We start from the raw sequence: 15,294 nt of genomic DNA on the forward strand, positions 1-15,294 counted from the left end.
GACTGAGTGCGAGCCATATGAGCGAACCAGCAAGCCCATCGGAAATCGAACAGGGCGAGGGCGGACCTGTCGGCCGCGAGCCGGAGCGTCTTCGCGAGCCGGTATTCAACATGCCGCCGGTTGTGCTGGCGGTGATCGGCATCTGCGTCGTCGTTCATCTGATCCGACTCTACTGGCTCACCGAGGACCAGGATTTCTCCCTGCTGATCCGGACCGCCTTCATTCCGATCCGCTATTCCGGTCGCTTCGACCTCGATTTCTACGCGTTTTCGAGCCCCTTCACTTATGCCTTCCTGCATGGCGGCTTTGCTCATCTTGCCGTCAACATGGTGTGGCTGGCGGCTTTCGGCTCACCGCTGGCGAACCGCTTCGGCGCGCTTCGTTTCAGCCTGTTCTTCGCGGCGACGGGGCTGGCGGCGGTGGTGCTGTTCTGGGCCGTGCATCCGCTCGGCCAGGCGCCGCTGGTGGGCGCATCGGGGGCGATTTCCGGCATGATGGGGGCCGCCGCCCGCTTTGGCTTCCGCACGGACCGCTCGTCCGGCAAAGCCGCCTTCGCCGGCGCGCCGCTGCCGATGGCGGCGGTGTTCCGCTCGCGCGGCGTTGTGACTTTTCTCGCCATCTGGATGGTGATCAATCTCGCCACCGGCCTCGTTGCCTTCGCGCCCGGCATCGACAGCCAGATCGCCTGGGAGGCGCATATTGGCGGTTTCGTCGCCGGCTTCTTCGGCCTGCGCGCTTTCGATCGACGGAAGCAGCCGGATGAGTTCACGGCTTAAGCATCGCCGCACTTGAAATGCAATCGATCGCGGCGCACGATGTTCACTACAGCGCCGCGCGTCCTCTTGGACGCGTAAAGGACGCTGTAGAACTTTGATTTGCGCATGATCCTTCCGAAAATCGGGGCCGATTTTCGGGGTCATGCGCAAAAGGAAAGCCGGTCAGGGCAGGAACCGGCAAGTAAAACTGAGGAGGACGCCATGACTGTTAAGGCAATTCTCGAGCAGAAAGGCCATGACGTGTTGACGCTCGGGCCGAACGAAAAGCTGAGCGAGGCCATTCGCATCCTGGCCGAACACAGGATCGGTGCGCTGGTCATCACCAATGGCGATCATAAGATCGTCGGTATTCTTTCCGAGCGCGACGTCGTGCGGGTCCTCGCCAGGGAAGGAGCCGCCGCACTGGATATCGCGGTGCGTTCGGCAATGACGCCCAAGGTGAAGATCTGTAATGAGAACCACACCGTCAATGAAGTCATGGAGATCATGACCAGTGGCCGTTTCCGCCATCTGCCTGTGGAAAAGGACGGCCTGCTCGACGGCATCGTGTCCATAGGTGATGTGGTCAAGCGGCGCATCGAGGATGTCGAGCGCGAGGCCGCGGAGATCAGGGCCTACATCGCGACGGCGTGACGCCTTATTTCTTCAGCCGGCCGGCTGGATTCGATGTGAAGCGCCAGCTTTGGCTTTGCGCTTGTCTCTTTTTGTGGTTTGCACTAGCGAGTGACTTTCACGTCGGACGTGACGGAATTCACGTTGAGAAGTGAATTCCGTCACCGATAACTCGCAGGCCACTATGACCCTCATCGATACTCGCACACCCGACGCCAAGCGCCTGATATCAGGTGCCACCGGCGACTGGGAAATCATCATCGGCCTCGAGGTGCACGCGCAGGTGACCTCGCAAGCAAAGCTGTTCTCCGGCGCCTCGACGGCTTTCGGTGCGCCGCCAAACGCCAATGTCAGCCTCGTCGATGCGGCCATGCCGGGCATGCTTCCGGTCATCAACGAGGAATGCGTCAAGCAGGCGATCCGCACCGGCCTCGGGCTGAAGGCCGAGATCAACCACAAATCGGTCTTCGACCGGAAGAACTATTTTTATCCCGATTTGCCGCAGGGCTATCAGATCTCGCAGTTCAAGCAGCCGATCGTCGGCGAGGGCAAGGTGATCGTCTCGGTCGGCCCGGACCGGCAGGGCGAATTCGAGGACATCGAGGTCGGCATCGAGCGCCTGCACCTGGAGCAGGATGCCGGCAAGTCGATGCACGACCAGCATGCGACGATGTCCTATGTCGACCTCAACCGCTCCGGCGTGGCGTTGATGGAGATCGTCTCCAAGCCCGATATGCGCTCCGCCGACGAGGCCAAGGCCTATGTCACCAAGCTGCGCACCATCGTGCGCTATCTCGGCACTTGCGACGGCAATATGGACGAAGGCTCGTTGCGCGCCGACGTCAACGTATCGGTGCGCCGGCCCGGCGGCGAATTCGGCACGCGCTGCGAGATCAAGAACGTCAACTCCATCCGCTTCATCGGCCAGGCCATCGACTACGAGGCGCGCCGCCAGATCGCCATCCTCGAGGATGGCGGCAAAATCGACCAGGAAACGCGGCTGTTCGACCCCAACAAGGGCGAGACGCGCTCGATGCGTTCCAAGGAAGAAGCGCACGACTACCGCTATTTCCCGGATCCCGATCTTCTGCCGCTGGAATTCGACCAGGCCTATGTCGATTCGTTGGCAAAGGATCTGCCTGAACTGCCCGACGCCAAGAAGGCGCGGCTGATCTCCTCGCTTGGCCTGTCGACCTACGACGCCTCGATCCTGGTGTCGGAAAAGGCCGTCGCCGACTATTTCGAGAAGGTGGCCGCTGGTCGCGACGGCAAGCTTGCCGCCAATTGGGTCATCAACGATCTGCTGGGCGCGTTGAACAGAGCCGGCAAGGGTATTGAAAATGCCCCGGTTTCGCCCGATCAGCTCGGCGCGGTCATCGACCTGATCAAGGAGGGCACCATCTCCGGCAAGATCGCCAAGGATCTGTTCGAGATCGTTTGGAAAGAAGGCGGCGATCCGCGCCAGTTGGTCGAAAGCCGCGGCATGAAGCAGGTCACCGACAGCGGCGCCATCGAAAAGGCGGTCGACAAGGTGATATCAGCCAATCCGGACAAGGTCGAGCAGGCGCGCGCCAAGCCGACCATGGCCGGCTGGTTCGTCGGCCAGGTGATGAAGGCGACGGGTGGCAAGGCCAACCCGCAAGCGGTCAATGACCTCGTCAAGGCCAAGCTCGGGATTGAGTAGAATGATGTTCGTCCGCACCGCCAGCGAACGCGATCTGGCTGCCATCCGGGCGCTGCTGGTCGAAACGTGGCATGCCACCTATGACGCCATCTATGGTGCTGCCAAAGTCACCGAGATCACTGACGAATGGCATTCGATCGCCTCGCTCAGCGCATGACCCCGAAATCGGAATCGATTTCGGAAAGGATCATGCGCAAAATCAAAAGTGCTACAGCGTCCTTTGCGCGTCCGAAAGGACGCGCGGCGCTGTAGAGCGCTGCTGACACGGCGAACTCCGAATTCCTGGTCGCAGACGACGGCAGGCTCATCGGCGGCATGGCTTTCGCCGCAGCCACCACGGATGCGAAGATCGTAATGCTGAACCAGCTTTACGTGCATCCGACCTGCCAGAGGCAAGGGATCGCCAGGCGCTGCTGGAAGAGGTCGAGGCGAGCTTTCCGGAGGCGCGGACGCTGCGTGTCGAAGTGGAAGAGGCAAACGCTCCGGCCGTCGCCTTCTTTCGCTCGAAAGGGTTTTTGCCCGCCGGCAACACCGCCGACTGTGGCGGCGGTTCAGGGCTCCCGGCGAGAAGGCGATCGGATAGATTTGTCTGCCTGGATATGTCGCAGTCAGTTGCGTTTTACGGGCTGCGCGGTCGGTTGCGGCGCCCTCAATGATGTCCCTTGAGGACGACAAGATAGCCTCGTTCGACGTGAAGGCGGAAAGCGATCTGCTCCGACGTCCCAGTGTCCTTGGATTTGTCGATCACATAGCCGCCAGGATGCGAGCGAAGCCATTCCTCGGGATTGTCAGTGCTTTCTAACGGCTTCTGCAGCCGGGCCAGGAAGCCGACCTCGTCCTGGTAGTCGAAGGCGACGGCCCAGTCGGCGTTCTTTCGCTCGGCGATGAAGTTGGCCAGCGGCATGAGATCTTCGCGTCTGAAAGCGGTCGCTGATGCTGCGGCATGGCCGATGCCGAAAATTGCGAGCAGGACGAAGGCCGAGTTTCTGAGCCTCGCGGGGGGAATCTCCGCCATGAAATACCCGAACAGGATGGTCGCAAATGGCAGCATCGGCACCAGATAGTGAGGTTGCTTGCCGGATATCGCGCTGAAAACCAGTAAAACCGCGACGAACGAGAACGACAGCAGGCGCAGTGCGCGCAGGTCCGGCGATTTCGTGTCGATCAGGCGACGTATCCGGGCGCCCAGCTTCAGCCGCCACACTTCGGGTATGAAGATCCACGGTATGAGCATGATCGGCAACAGCACGACGTAGAAATAGAACGGCCGGCCATGGGAGTTGTGCAGGTTGCCGGTGACACGCCCTGCCGACTGGTTCCAGACAAGGTCGTAGACGAAGTTGCCTTTCGTCTGGATGGTCGCCGGCACCAGCCAGATCGCCACCGGGATCAATGCGGCGAGAATTGCCAGACCCGCCCCGGCAAAAAATTTCGGCGTCGCCAGCCCGGCCTGCCGATCGCGCCAGAACGGATAGAGCAGGATAGGGGCGCCGACATGGATGAGCACCACCGGACCTTTCGTCAAAACACCCAGTCCGATGAACAATCCCGCCAGCACGGCGTGCCAATGGTTGCCGTTTTTGGCAAAGGCAAGCAACGACAAAAGCGCGGCGAGCACGAAGACAGTCAGCAGCATGTCGAACAGGATCAGCGTCGAATAAATCACGAAGATGGTGCTTCCGGCGACGAGCCAAGGGATACGGCTTGCGATGTCGTCGCGCCGGGGAAAGAGGGTTTTTGTCAGACGCGTCGTCAGCCAGATGACGAGCGACGACGCGACGAAGATGACGAGCATCGCGGCAACCCGACTTGCGCCGAAAATGTCCCAGGCCAGGTCGATAAGCCAGAACAGCAGCGGCGGCTTTTGCAGATAGGGCGCGAAATTCATCGTCGGAACGAAGATCTGTCCGCTCAGATACATCTCCCAGGTGACACTGAGATATCGCGTTTCATCGACAGGCAGGAGCGGCCGGAAGGCGACCGCGATGCAGGTCAATGCAAGCAGGAACAGATAGGGGAGCAGCCGCTCGACATGTGCCGGTATCAAGATTGGGATCCGCGCCAGGAAACGTTCTCATTCCAGCCGAGCATCGATGCTGCGCTCGTGGAGCGCGCAGGACCGCACCATGATTTTGGCCGAATTGTAGCCGAGCCGGCCTGGTAGCTTGGATTCTGAAGATGTCGTCCACAAAGGGCAAAAAAATATGCAGATTGGAATTAGGGTGACAATACACTTTTTGCCCTGTTTGCTCGGCCGTGCTGGCCGGTGGGCAGCGAAGCACTTCTGGATCGGATTGCCGAGAAAACCGAAAATGCCGCGGCAGGCGGGGAAAAGGTGCACTGTCACGGTAATTCGCGGGGCGAACCGTGTATCGGACAGGCCCGATTGGAGCGGGCCACTGTTTTGCAATTCTTGCCTGAATACTTTCTCAGCTGTCGTCCGCAAAACACGCCCGGTAAGAATTCAGCAGTGGCTAACGCTGAGGCAAAAAAGGCATGGTGCGACGCACAAAAATATTGCAATGCACTGCAGATGCCGTAACGTCAGGCTGCTAGATGAACGAGACGGCTTTTCTACAAGGTCGCCCACCGCAAAGGATGGAAACTATGACCAAGACCGCTGATAAAACTGCTGAAATCATCGAGAATGCAGAAGTCCCGACCGCGGCAACCGATCAGTTCCGCGCTGTCGCCGAAAAGGGCGTCGAGCAGTCGAAAGAAGCCTTATCGAAATTGGCGACCGGCGCCGAGGCGACCCAAAAGGCTCTTGAGTCATCCTTCGAAACAGCCAAGACCGCTGGCAATGAGCTGTCGCTGAAGACGATCGCCGCGCTGCGCGCAAATGTTGAGGCCAGCTTTTCTCACCTCGAAGCCCTGGTTGCCGTGAAATCGCCCTCCGAGTTCATCGAACTGCAGACTGCCTTCCTGCGCAAGCAGGTGGAAAAGACCGTCGAGCAGGGCAAGGAGTTTCAGGCGGCCGCGACGAAAGCCGCCGAAGACGTATCCAAGCCGATCAAAGATGTCTACGAGAAGGCGATGAAGGATCTCAAGGTCGCCTGATTGGCATCATGCACGTCGCGCAAAAGTGCGAAGCGGTCTTGCGATAACGACATGCATAAAAACAAGAACTTGAAGCGCGTCGCATGAATCCATTCAAGCGCGACGCGCTTTAGGCGGAGGGAACTTCCACATTGTCGATCAGCCGGGTCTTGCCCAGCCAGGCGGCTGCGAGCAGGCGTCCGTCACGGTTTCTCCGCCATGGGGCGAGCGTCAGGCTCTCGCGCGCCGCGACATAATCGATTTTGTCGAAGCCAGCCTTGACGAGCGCGCGGCTGGCCTCGGCGGTCGCGCTGCCTTCATCCGCGCCTGCCGCTAGTGCCGCCGCCGTCCGGCGCAATATGGCGTTGAGCTGGCGCGCCACCTCCAGCTCGGCTTCGCTCAGATATGCATTGCGTGAGGACATGGCGAGGCCATGTGCGTCGCGTACCGTTGGCGCGCCGATGATTTCCACCGGCAGATCGAGGTCGCGGCAGAGCTGCCTGACGACGCAAAGCTGCTGGTAGTCCTTTTCACCGAAGACCGCACAGTCGGGCGACGCCTGCAGGAAGAGCTTTGCCACGACCGTCGCGACGCCGTCGAAGAAGGTCGGACGGAAATCCGATTCCAGCCCGGCGGCTGGCCCGCCGACCGAGATCCTTGTGGCGAAGCCAGCCGGATACATCTCCGCCACACCAGGGGTGAAAGTGAGTTGGGCGCCGGTCTCGGCCAGCCGGTCGAGGTCGCGGGCGAGTTGGCGCGGATATTTGTCGAGGTCTTCGCTCGGCGCGAACTGCGTCGGGTTGACGAAGATCGAGACAACGCAGCGATCGGCCTTTTCGAGTGCGATCCCGATCAGCGAGACATGGCCGTCATGCAGTGCACCCATGGTCGGCACCATGGCAAGGCTGAGGCCATCGCGACGCCAGTCGCGGATTTGCGCGCGAAGGGCGGCGACGCTGTCGACGATGAGAGGCCGGCTCATGCTTTGTCTCGGCTCATTCTTTGTCCCAAGTCATTCTTTGCCCTTGTTCGGCTGCGGCCGAAAAGACGTGGTTCGGGCCGGGGAATGTCCGGCTTCGCACCTCCGCTGCATAGCTGGCTGCCGCCTGCGATATGACGCTGCGCAGGTCGGCATATTGCTTGACGAATTTCGGCACGCGGTCGACGGTCAGGCCGACCATATCGTCGATGACCAGGATCTGGCCGTCGCAGTCTCCGCTGGCGCCGATGCCGATGGTTGGAATGGAAATGTGCCGGGTGAGGTCGGCGGCGACGGTCTCGACCGTGCCTTCGATGACTACCGAAAACGCGCCGGCCTTCTCGACCGCGCGGGCGTCGCGATAAAGCGCCGCCACATTCTCCTCGGTACGGCCCTTGATCCTGTAGCCGCCGTCGCTTTCCACCGATTGCGGCTGCAAGCCGATATGTCCCATGACCGGAATGCCGGCAGCGACGATCGCCGCGATCTGCCGGGCAACGGTAACGCCGCCCTCCAGCTTGACGGCCTGACAACCGGTTTCGTTGACGATCCGCCGAGCCGAGGCGACGGCTTGGCGCGGCGTTGCCTCATAGCTTCCGGCCGGCATGTCGACCACCACGCAGGCCCTGGCCGAACCCCGCATCACCGCTTGTCCATGGGCGATCATCATCTCCAGCGAAGCGCCCAGCGTGGTCTTGTGGCCATGGAGAACCATGGCGACGCTGTCGCCGACCAGAAGCAGGTCGACATGATCGTCGAGCAGGCGAGCGACGGGATAGGTGTAGGCGGTGAGGCAGACGACCGGCACGCCGCCCTTGCGCAGGCGAATGGAGCTGGCACTGATTCGCAGCTCAGGGTCGGATGAATCCGGGGCCATCTTTACCTCCCTCAACCGTCAATCAGACTGGATACCTGCATGGGACGCGCAGAGCTTTAGAAAGACGGGGCAGCCTTGGCAAGGCATGCTTCGACCGCCGCGAAAGGCTCGCCGGGTTTGCATCGGTTTTCTGACAGCCATTTGCGCGGCGCTTGCGGCAAAACCCTTGCCTTAGCGATGGCCTGACGCCATAAGCAGGAAACAGGCGCCGCCGCTGCCGCCGCGAGGGCTTGCCACGAGGATTTGGATGAAGACTTTCCTTCTGCAGTTTTTCACCTGGTGGAACAGCCAGACGCTGGGCACGCGCTTCCACACCTGGCGGCATGGCAAGAAAGTCGGGCAGGACGAGGCTGGCAACGTCTACTACGAGGGTGGTGTCGATTCGGAAGGCCGCACCCGCCGCTGGGTCATCTATCGAGACTATGCGGAAGCCTCGATGATTCCGCCCGGCTGGCATGGCTGGATGCATCACCGCGTCGACATCGCGCCGCCGAGCGACAATTACAAGCCACGCGACTGGCAGAAGCCGCATCAGCCGAACCTCACCGGAAGTGCCGCCGCCTATCGCCCCAAGGGCTCTGTGCTCACCAACCAGCACCGCCCGCAGGTGACGGGCGATTACGACGCCTGGACGCCGGGTTCGTAACCGCTCGTCGCGGCGGACCGGTCCTTTATCGCCACAATTGGCGTTTAGCTGCTTGCCGATCTGACAGCAGCGACTAGCCTTGGGCGCGACAGAATCACCCCGGGCGCAAACCACCGGACCCTTGCATGAGCATTTTCAGCCGAATCTCGATGGGCGGACTAACGGTGGCCGCCGCCGCTTTTGCGGCTTTTAGCATGGTCGCCGCACAGACGCTTGAGGCGCCAGTGGACCCGGCGGCGCCGGAGGCGCCGATGGAACCGGAGGCGACAGTGGCGCCGGCGGCACCTGCGGCACCAGAACGCATCACCAATCCCGTCGCCGAATTCGCCGGCATCGACAAAATCACCGGCCGCATCATCACCTTCGATGTTTATATCGACGAGACGGTGCAGTTCGGTGCCTTGCAGGTGACGCCGCGCATCTGCTATTCGCGGCCGCAAACCGAAGAGCCGAAGACCGATTCCTTTGTCGAGGTCGACGAGATCACGCTGGATCGCAAGATCCGCCGCATCTTCACCGGCTGGATGTTTGCCGAAAGCCCCGGCCTCAACGCCGTCGAGCACGCTGTCTACGATGTCTGGCTGAAGGGCTGCAAGCAGAAGTCGGAGGTGCCGGCACCCGACGCTGCTAAATCCAATTAGAGCGCCAGGCACGCGGGATCTCCTGTTCGGGATCACATACTGAGCTTCCGGAACCGCCTTATTCTCCGTGCGTTGGTCATGGCTGGCGGTACGGAGATGTTCCCATGATGGCCAACAAGGACGAACTCCTCGATCTCGAAAGAGGGTTCTGGACCGGCGACGCTGCCTATTTCAAAGCCAATGCCGACACCGAATGCCTGGTGGCTTTCCCACAGATGGCGCAAACGATGAGTAACGCCGATCTGGCCGAAACCGCGACGGATCCGAACCGCTGGCGCGATCTCGATATCGATCTCAAGGGCATCATCGAGCCGGGCAGCGACATCGTTGTGCTGACCTATGAGGCCCATGCCACTCGCGAGAATGGCGAGCCTTATGCGGCGCTGGTCAGCACCGGCTATGTCCATCGCGTCAATGGCTGGAAGATGATGTTCCACGCGCAGACGCCGCTGGAAGTTGCGACGAAAGACTGATTGGACAGATCGTCAGGGAAAGAAGACCGCTTCGCCCTTCAGCGCGTCCGCCAGCATGTTTTCATACTTGCCCCTCGGCACGTCGATCGCGCCGAAACGTTTGAGGTGCTCGGTGGTGAACTGCGTGTCGAGCAGCGCAAAGCGCCTTTCCTTCAGGCGTTCAACCAGATGCACCAGGCAGATCTTCGACGCGTCCGTTTCCCGGGCGAACATGCTCTCGCCGAAGAATACCCGGCCGAGCGACACGCCGTAGAGGCCGCCGACCAGCCGACCCTCGCGCCAGGCTTCGACCGAATGGCAATGGCCCATCCGGTGAAGTTCGACATAAGCCTCGCGGATCGGCGCGTTGATCCAGGTCGACCGGCGTTCTTCGCGCCGCTCGGCGCAGCCATCGATGGTCGCCTCGAAGTCGAAATCGAAACGGATATCGAACAGGTCTTTCCGGATCGCCTTCCTCAGGCTTTTGGGCGTGTGAAAACCATCGAGCGGGATGATGCCGCGCGTCTCCGGCCGCACCCAGAACACTTCGGGATCGGTGGCGCTTTCGGCCATCGGAAAGACGCCCGAGGCGTAGGCCTTGAGCAACAGGTCGGTCGGGATGCGATAGCCTGGCGCGTAGGGGCGGGTCATCGCGACATTATATTCTATAAGTTCACGACCTAATCCTCTTTGGCCAGATATTTTTCCAGCCAGTGGATGTCATACTCGCCATTGGCGATATCGGCATTACCGACGAGATCGCGAAACAGCGGCAGCGTCGTCTTGATGCCGTCGACGACGAATTCGTCGAGCGCCCGCCGCAGCCGCATCATGCATTCGACACGGTTGCGGCCGTGCACGATCAGCTTGCCGATCAGGCTGTCGTAGTAGGGCGGGATCTTGTAGCCGGAATAGACGCCGGAATCGACACGGATGCCGAGGCCGCCCGGCGTGTGGAAGTGGGTGATCGTGCCGGGCGAGGGCGTGAAGGTGCGCGGATCCTCGGCATTGATGCGGCATTCGATGGCATGGCCCTGAAAGCGGATCTCTTCCTGGCGCACCGAAAGCCCGCCGCCCGAGGCGACGCGGATCTGCTCATGCACGAGGTCGATACCGGTGATCGCCTCCGTCACCGGATGCTCGACCTGCAGGCGCGTGTTCATCTCGATGAAATAGAACCCGCCGTTCTCATAGAGGAACTCGATGGTGCCGGCACCGGAGTAGCCGAGATCGGCGATCGCCCTCGCACAGACGCCGCCGATATGCGCGCGCTCCTCGGCATTGAGCGCCGGCGAGGGCGCCTCTTCCCAGACCTTCTGGTGACGGCGCTGCAGCGAACAGTCGCGTTCGCCGAAATGCACGCCGCGGCCGGCACCGTCGCCGAACACCTGGACCTCGATGTGGCGCGGCTTTTCGAGATACTTCTCGATATAGACGGCGTCGTCGCCAAAAGCGGCCCCGGCTTCCGAGCGCGCCGTCTGCAGCGCGACCACAAGATCGACTTCGCTGCGCGCCACCTTCATGCCGCGTCCGCCGCCGCCGGCCGACGCCTTGATGATCACGGGATAGCCGATCTCGGCGGCGATGCGTTTGGCGTCCTTTTCCTCGGTGACCGCGCCGTCGGAGCCGGGCACCACCGGAATGCCAAGACGCTTTGCAGTGCGCTTGGCCTCGATCTTGTCGCCCATGATGCGGATGTGATCGCCGGACGGACCGATGAAGGTGATGTTGTGCGCGGCGAGGATATCGGCGAATTTGGCATTCTCCGACAGGAATCCGTAGCCCGGATGCACCGCGTCGGCGCCGGTGATCTCGCAGGCCGCGACGATCTGGTGGATGTTGAGATAGCTGTCGCGCGACGGCGGCGGGCCGATGCAGACGCTCTCGTCGGCGAGCCGCACATGCATGGCGTCGGCGTCGGCGGTCGAATGCACCACCACCGTCTGGATGCCAAGCTCCTTGCAGGCGCGCAGCACTCTCAGAGCGATTTCGCCGCGATTGGCGATGAGGATTTTCTGGAACATTTTTCGGCTGTTCCCGGCTCTACTCGATCACGACGAGCGGCATGCCATATTCGACCGGCTGCGCATCCTCGAACAGGATCGCCGTCACCGTGCCGGCACGAGGCGAGGGGATCTGGTTCATTGTCTTCATCGCCTCGATGATCAGCAGCGTCTGGCCTTCCTTGACCTGCTGGCCGACCTCGATGAACGCCTTGGCGTCGGGCGACGGCGCCAGGTAGGCGGTGCCGACCATGGGGGAGGCCACCGCATTCTTGGACACGTCGGCCGCTGCCGGGGCGGCTGCGGCAGCCGGCTGCGCTGCCGGCGGCGCATAGGCGGGCTGCGGTGCGGCGACCGCATGGACGGCCGGCGCCTGTCGCGACACGCGCACCTTCAAGTCGCCCAGCTCGACCTCGATCTCGGTGAGGTTGGTGTCGTTCAGTATGCCCGCCAGATCGCGGATAAGCTGCTGGTCAACACCATTCTTCTTTATCGACATTTTCGAGCCTTCTGTTTGTTGGCCGGTCATAGGCGTGCGGCCAGCGCCTGCAGCGCCAGTGTGTAGCCGAGGGGCCCGAACCCGCAGATCATGCCGACGGCGACCGGCGAGACCATGGAGACGTGGCGGAATGATTCCCGCGCATGGATGTTGGAAAGATGAACTTCGGCGACGGGTAATGGCGCGACGGAGCGGATGGCGTCGTGAATGGCGATCGAGGTGTGGCTGTAGGCGCCCGGATTTATGACGATGCCGACAGCCTTGTCGGCGGCTTCCTGTATCCAGTCAACGAGGTCGCCCTCATGATTCGACTGACGGAAATCGATCTCGAGCCCAAGTGCCGCACCTGCCAGCTTGCAATCGTCGGCGATCGCGGCAAGCGTCTTGCCGCCATAGATGCCCGGCTCGCGCTTGCCGAGCGCGTTAAGGTTGGGACCGTTCAGTACGAAAACCGTTTTCAAAATGCCGACCTTTCCCAGTGTGATTTTGAATCCGAAATTCGCAATACCTTGGAGCAGCGCTTTGAACGAATTTCGGATTCAAAGCCACACTGGCAATTTATACATTTCTGATGTGGTGGATTTGAAGTTCCTGAACGCTGACGCCACCAAAGCAGCAGGAACTTCAAATCCACCACATCAGCGCCGGCATCAGTCGGCGCGCCGGTCCTCTATAATGGGCTTAGACGCCTGCGAAAAGAGCGCAAGTGGGTTCTTTCGCTGTCCACAACAGGCGGAAAATGGCTTGCGCCGAAAGCCAGCGGGCGATCAGAGTGCGGCCTTGGCCGCCTCGATCTTCTCCGCCAGCACTTCCTGGCCGAGCGCCCCGAACACCACCTCGTTGCCGACCACATAGGAAGGCGTTCCGGTGATGGCCAGCTTGTTGGCAAGGTCATAGGTCTCGGAGAGGGCCTCGGCGATCGACGGGTCCTTCATCTTCTCGCGCAGCGTCGCTTCGTCGGCGCCGAGCGAAAGCGCTACCTTGATGGCCGCCGCTTCGGTGGCGCGCCCCTGGGCGCCGAGCAGCGCGTTGTGGAACTCGCCGTATTTCTCCGGCATCATCAGGTGGAAGGCCATCGAGACGACGCTCGCCTTCTGCGAATCCGGGCCGAGGATCGGGAACTCCTTGAGCACGAAGCGCAGGTCCGAATCGGCTGTCGTCAGCGTCTGCATGTCCTCCATGGCGCGTTTGCAGTAGCCGCAATTGTAATCGTAGAACTCGACGATGGTGACCTTGCCGTTCGGATTGCCGACGACGCCGTCGAAGGCCGAGTTGAAGATCTGGTCCTTGGCATTTTTGATGATGGCGAGACTGGCGACGCGCTGCGCCTCCTTCTGCTTGGCCTCGAGCGCTTCCTGAGCCTCCAGCAGCACTTCCGGGTTCTTCAGGAGATAGTCGCGGATGATGCCTTCGACTTCGGCCCGGTCGATCTTGGTGTCGGCGGGCGCCGCCTGGGCGATCTGCACGGCATCGGCCTTCGCCGTCTGCGGACTTCCGGTCACGAACCCGAAAACCAGCATGGCGAGAGCGACCGCCACTCCCGTGGTGCCCAGCAGAATTGCCTTGTTCATCATCCTTAATCCTCTTGCCTGGTTTCCGGCCCGACCCGATTGGTCCACTACATGTCGCCGCGCACGGCCGGAAGGTTCACTTTTTCTTGCCTGATGGTGCGTAGTTTATGATGTCCTGCGCGCGGATCCAGCCCGGCTCGCCGCGCTTCATTTTCATCTGCGCGCGCATTGCGAAGATCTTGGCATCCTTGTAGGCGCCGGAATAGAAATGGCCTTCGGCGGTTGCAAGATCCGCGGCCGGGATGTTGCCGAGTTCGCCATAGGCCTGCGCCAGATGGCGGTAACCGACGGCGTTTTCCCGGTCGCGCCCGAGGCCTTTGTTGATCTGCACCACCGCTTTCTTCAGGGAATCGGGCGTGCCAATGGCCATCAGCGCCTGGCCGTAGGAGACCGACAGCAACCCGGATCGTGCCGGATCGAGGCTGACCGCCTTGGCATAGGCTTCGGCGGCAGCCTTCGGTCTGTTCGCCTTCATCAGGATGTCGCCGCGCAATTCCTGGAAATAGGGGTTTTTCGGCTGTGCCTTGATCAGCGCGTTGGTCTTGGCGAGCGCCCCGGCCAGATCGCCGAAAAGATAGCTCGTCTGCGCGTCGCCATATTGCGAGGCGAGGCTGTCCGGGTTCTTGCGCATCAGCCGCGATGCGGCGGCCTTGCCCCCCATATAGGCGGCGATCTTGATGCGCATCATGTCGTGCCGCTGCTGCAGTGCCGGCGGATCGACCTTCTCGACATAAGGGCTCTGCTTGACCAGCACTTCGAGATTGGCAATGCGCTCCCGCGGCAGCGGATGGCTGATCCGGTAGGGGTCGACCTGCGCCCCTGACAGCGAGAGCGCGCTCTGAAAGCGGCCGAAGGTCTTCAGCATGCCCAGGCCGGACTGGCCGGTCGCGTTGAGATAGGTTATCGCCGAGCGGTCGGCGGTCATCTCTTCGGTGCGCTGATAGGCGAGGATGCTGCGCTGCGCCATCTCGCCGCCGCCGGCTGCGACCCCCATGCCGGCGCCGGCGAGGCCACGGCTTTTGGTGGTGGCGCCGGCAACGATGGCACCTGCGCCAAGCAGCGTCGCGATGATGGCCATCGTCTTGGCGCGTTCGAGCTGGTTGCGCAATTTTTGCTGGTGCCCGCCGGCAATGTGGCCGGCTTCATGAGCGATGACGCCGATGATCTCGTTGGGCGTCTCCGCCGACATCAGGGCACCGGTGTTGATGAACATGCGGGATCCGGCAACGAAAGCGTTGAAACTCTGGTCGTTGACCAGCACGATGTCGACGCCGTCTTCCGGCAGGCCCGCGGCCCGGAAGATCGGCCGCGCATAATCGCGCACCAGTGCTTCGATCTCGGCATCGCGCACCACCGGCACGTTTTGCGCGAAGGCGCTGACGGTGCTGGTCACAGCGACCGTCGCGGCAAGCGAAAGCGTCGCGAAGGCGCGTGCTGCCCTGGCTATCGTCGATTTGGGTCGGCTCAACATGGCAGGTCCACTGGTAGACGAGCGGGCGGAGGATGAAAAGTCGG

General features: G+C 61.7%; 17 protein-coding genes and 1 pseudogene. 9 read left to right on the top strand and 9 right to left on the bottom strand.

Annotated features, from left to right (window positions below; genetic code table 11):
- Window positions 1-17: 17 nt before the first annotated feature.
- From ACWTU7_RS07130 to ACWTU7_RS07150, 5 genes and pseudogenes are all read left to right on the top strand, one after another.
- Complete coding sequence (locus tag ACWTU7_RS07130) at window positions 18-776, top strand: rhomboid family intramembrane serine protease (protein ID WP_455838270.1); 759 nt, start codon at window positions 18-20, stop codon at window positions 774-776.
- A 201-nt stretch (window positions 777-977) separates the two neighbouring features.
- Window positions 978-1,409: a CBS domain-containing protein gene (locus tag ACWTU7_RS07135; protein ID WP_023798170.1), complete on the top strand. Its 432-nt coding sequence runs from the start codon at window positions 978-980 to the stop codon at window positions 1,407-1,409.
- 163 nt (window positions 1,410-1,572) lie between these two features.
- Complete coding sequence (gene gatB / locus ACWTU7_RS07140) at window positions 1,573-3,072, top strand: Asp-tRNA(Asn)/Glu-tRNA(Gln) amidotransferase subunit GatB (RefSeq protein ID WP_455838271.1); 1,500 nt, start codon at window positions 1,573-1,575, stop codon at window positions 3,070-3,072.
- Window position 3,073: 1 nt separating this feature from the next.
- Window positions 3,074-3,220: pseudogene (locus ACWTU7_RS07145) on the top strand (GNAT family N-acetyltransferase); the annotation flags it as partial.
- Window positions 3,221-3,387: 167 nt separating this feature from the next.
- Window positions 3,388-3,738: a GNAT family N-acetyltransferase gene (locus ACWTU7_RS07150; RefSeq protein WP_455838272.1), complete on the top strand. Its 351-nt coding sequence runs from the start codon at window positions 3,388-3,390 to the stop codon at window positions 3,736-3,738.
- Here the strand turns inward: ACWTU7_RS07150 and ACWTU7_RS07155 are convergent.
- Window positions 3,722-5,119 carry an ArnT family glycosyltransferase gene (locus ACWTU7_RS07155; protein WP_455838273.1) on the bottom strand — a complete coding sequence of 466 codons (1,398 nt, stop codon included), beginning with the start codon at window positions 5,117-5,119 and terminating at the stop codon, window positions 3,722-3,724. The genes ACWTU7_RS07150 and ACWTU7_RS07155 overlap by 17 nt on opposite strands.
- Before the next feature lie 560 nt (window positions 5,120-5,679).
- Between ACWTU7_RS07155 and ACWTU7_RS07160 the strand changes: the two genes are divergently transcribed.
- Entirely contained in the window at window positions 5,680-6,132 is a 453-nt protein-coding gene (locus tag ACWTU7_RS07160) for a phasin (protein ID WP_065008202.1), read from the top strand.
- A 109-nt stretch (window positions 6,133-6,241) separates the two neighbouring features.
- Here ACWTU7_RS07160 and panC read toward each other — a convergent pair whose 3' ends face one another.
- Together panC and panB are read right to left on the bottom strand one after the other, a co-directional pair.
- Window positions 6,242-7,093: a pantoate--beta-alanine ligase gene (gene panC, locus ACWTU7_RS07165; RefSeq protein ID WP_455838274.1), complete on the bottom strand. Its 852-nt coding sequence runs from the start codon at window positions 7,091-7,093 to the stop codon at window positions 6,242-6,244.
- Between the two features lie 13 nt (window positions 7,094-7,106).
- Window positions 7,107-7,967, bottom strand: a complete 861-nt coding sequence (panB, locus tag ACWTU7_RS07170; RefSeq protein WP_455838275.1) for a 3-methyl-2-oxobutanoate hydroxymethyltransferase — start codon at window positions 7,965-7,967, stop codon at window positions 7,107-7,109.
- A 247-nt stretch (window positions 7,968-8,214) separates the two neighbouring features.
- Here panB and ACWTU7_RS07175 point away from each other — a divergent pair, with 247 nt between their 5' ends.
- The 3 genes from ACWTU7_RS07175 (at window position 8,215) to ACWTU7_RS07185 (ending at window position 9,727) form a co-directional block, all read left to right on the top strand.
- Window positions 8,215-8,613 (top strand): NADH:ubiquinone oxidoreductase subunit NDUFA12, encoded by a 399-nt coding sequence (locus tag ACWTU7_RS07175; RefSeq protein ID WP_029353808.1) that lies wholly within the window; start codon window positions 8,215-8,217, stop codon window positions 8,611-8,613.
- 125 nt (window positions 8,614-8,738) lie between these two features.
- A complete protein-coding gene (locus tag ACWTU7_RS07180; protein WP_455838276.1) occupies window positions 8,739-9,254 on the top strand; it encodes a DUF2155 domain-containing protein in 516 nt (171 codons plus the stop codon).
- A gap of 104 nt (window positions 9,255-9,358) precedes the next feature.
- Window positions 9,359-9,727, top strand: a complete 369-nt coding sequence (locus ACWTU7_RS07185; protein WP_095521583.1) for a hypothetical protein — start codon at window positions 9,359-9,361, stop codon at window positions 9,725-9,727.
- Between the two features lie 12 nt (window positions 9,728-9,739).
- Here ACWTU7_RS07185 and aat read toward each other — a convergent pair whose 3' ends face one another.
- The 6 genes from aat to ACWTU7_RS07215 all read right to left on the bottom strand — a co-directional run bounded on the left by aat (window position 9,740) and on the right by ACWTU7_RS07215 (window position 15,250).
- Complete coding sequence (gene aat / locus ACWTU7_RS07190; protein WP_455838277.1) at window positions 9,740-10,357, bottom strand: leucyl/phenylalanyl-tRNA--protein transferase; 618 nt, start codon at window positions 10,355-10,357, stop codon at window positions 9,740-9,742.
- 29 nt (window positions 10,358-10,386) lie between these two features.
- Window positions 10,387-11,730 (bottom strand): acetyl-CoA carboxylase biotin carboxylase subunit, encoded by a 1,344-nt coding sequence (gene accC / locus ACWTU7_RS07195; RefSeq protein ID WP_455838278.1) that lies wholly within the window; start codon window positions 11,728-11,730, stop codon window positions 10,387-10,389.
- Window positions 11,731-11,749: 19 nt separating this feature from the next.
- Window positions 11,750-12,208, bottom strand: a complete 459-nt coding sequence (gene accB, locus ACWTU7_RS07200) for an acetyl-CoA carboxylase biotin carboxyl carrier protein (protein WP_029353815.1) — start codon at window positions 12,206-12,208, stop codon at window positions 11,750-11,752.
- 26 nt (window positions 12,209-12,234) lie between these two features.
- On the bottom strand, window positions 12,235-12,669 hold the full coding sequence (gene aroQ, locus ACWTU7_RS07205) for a type II 3-dehydroquinate dehydratase (protein WP_029353818.1): 435 nt from the start codon (window positions 12,667-12,669) through the stop codon (window positions 12,235-12,237).
- Window positions 12,670-12,975: 306 nt separating this feature from the next.
- The gene (locus tag ACWTU7_RS07210; protein WP_455838311.1) at window positions 12,976-13,779 is read right to left on the bottom strand and encodes a DsbA family protein; all 804 of its coding nucleotides are present in this window, start codon (window positions 13,777-13,779) and stop codon (window positions 12,976-12,978) included.
- 76 nt (window positions 13,780-13,855) lie between these two features.
- Window positions 13,856-15,250: a M48 family metalloprotease gene (locus ACWTU7_RS07215; RefSeq protein ID WP_287331018.1), complete on the bottom strand. Its 1,395-nt coding sequence runs from the start codon at window positions 15,248-15,250 to the stop codon at window positions 13,856-13,858.
- Between the last annotated feature and the right edge of the window lie 44 nt (window positions 15,251-15,294).

The sequence above is a fragment of the Mesorhizobium sp. BHscii genome, assembly GCF_053848065.1.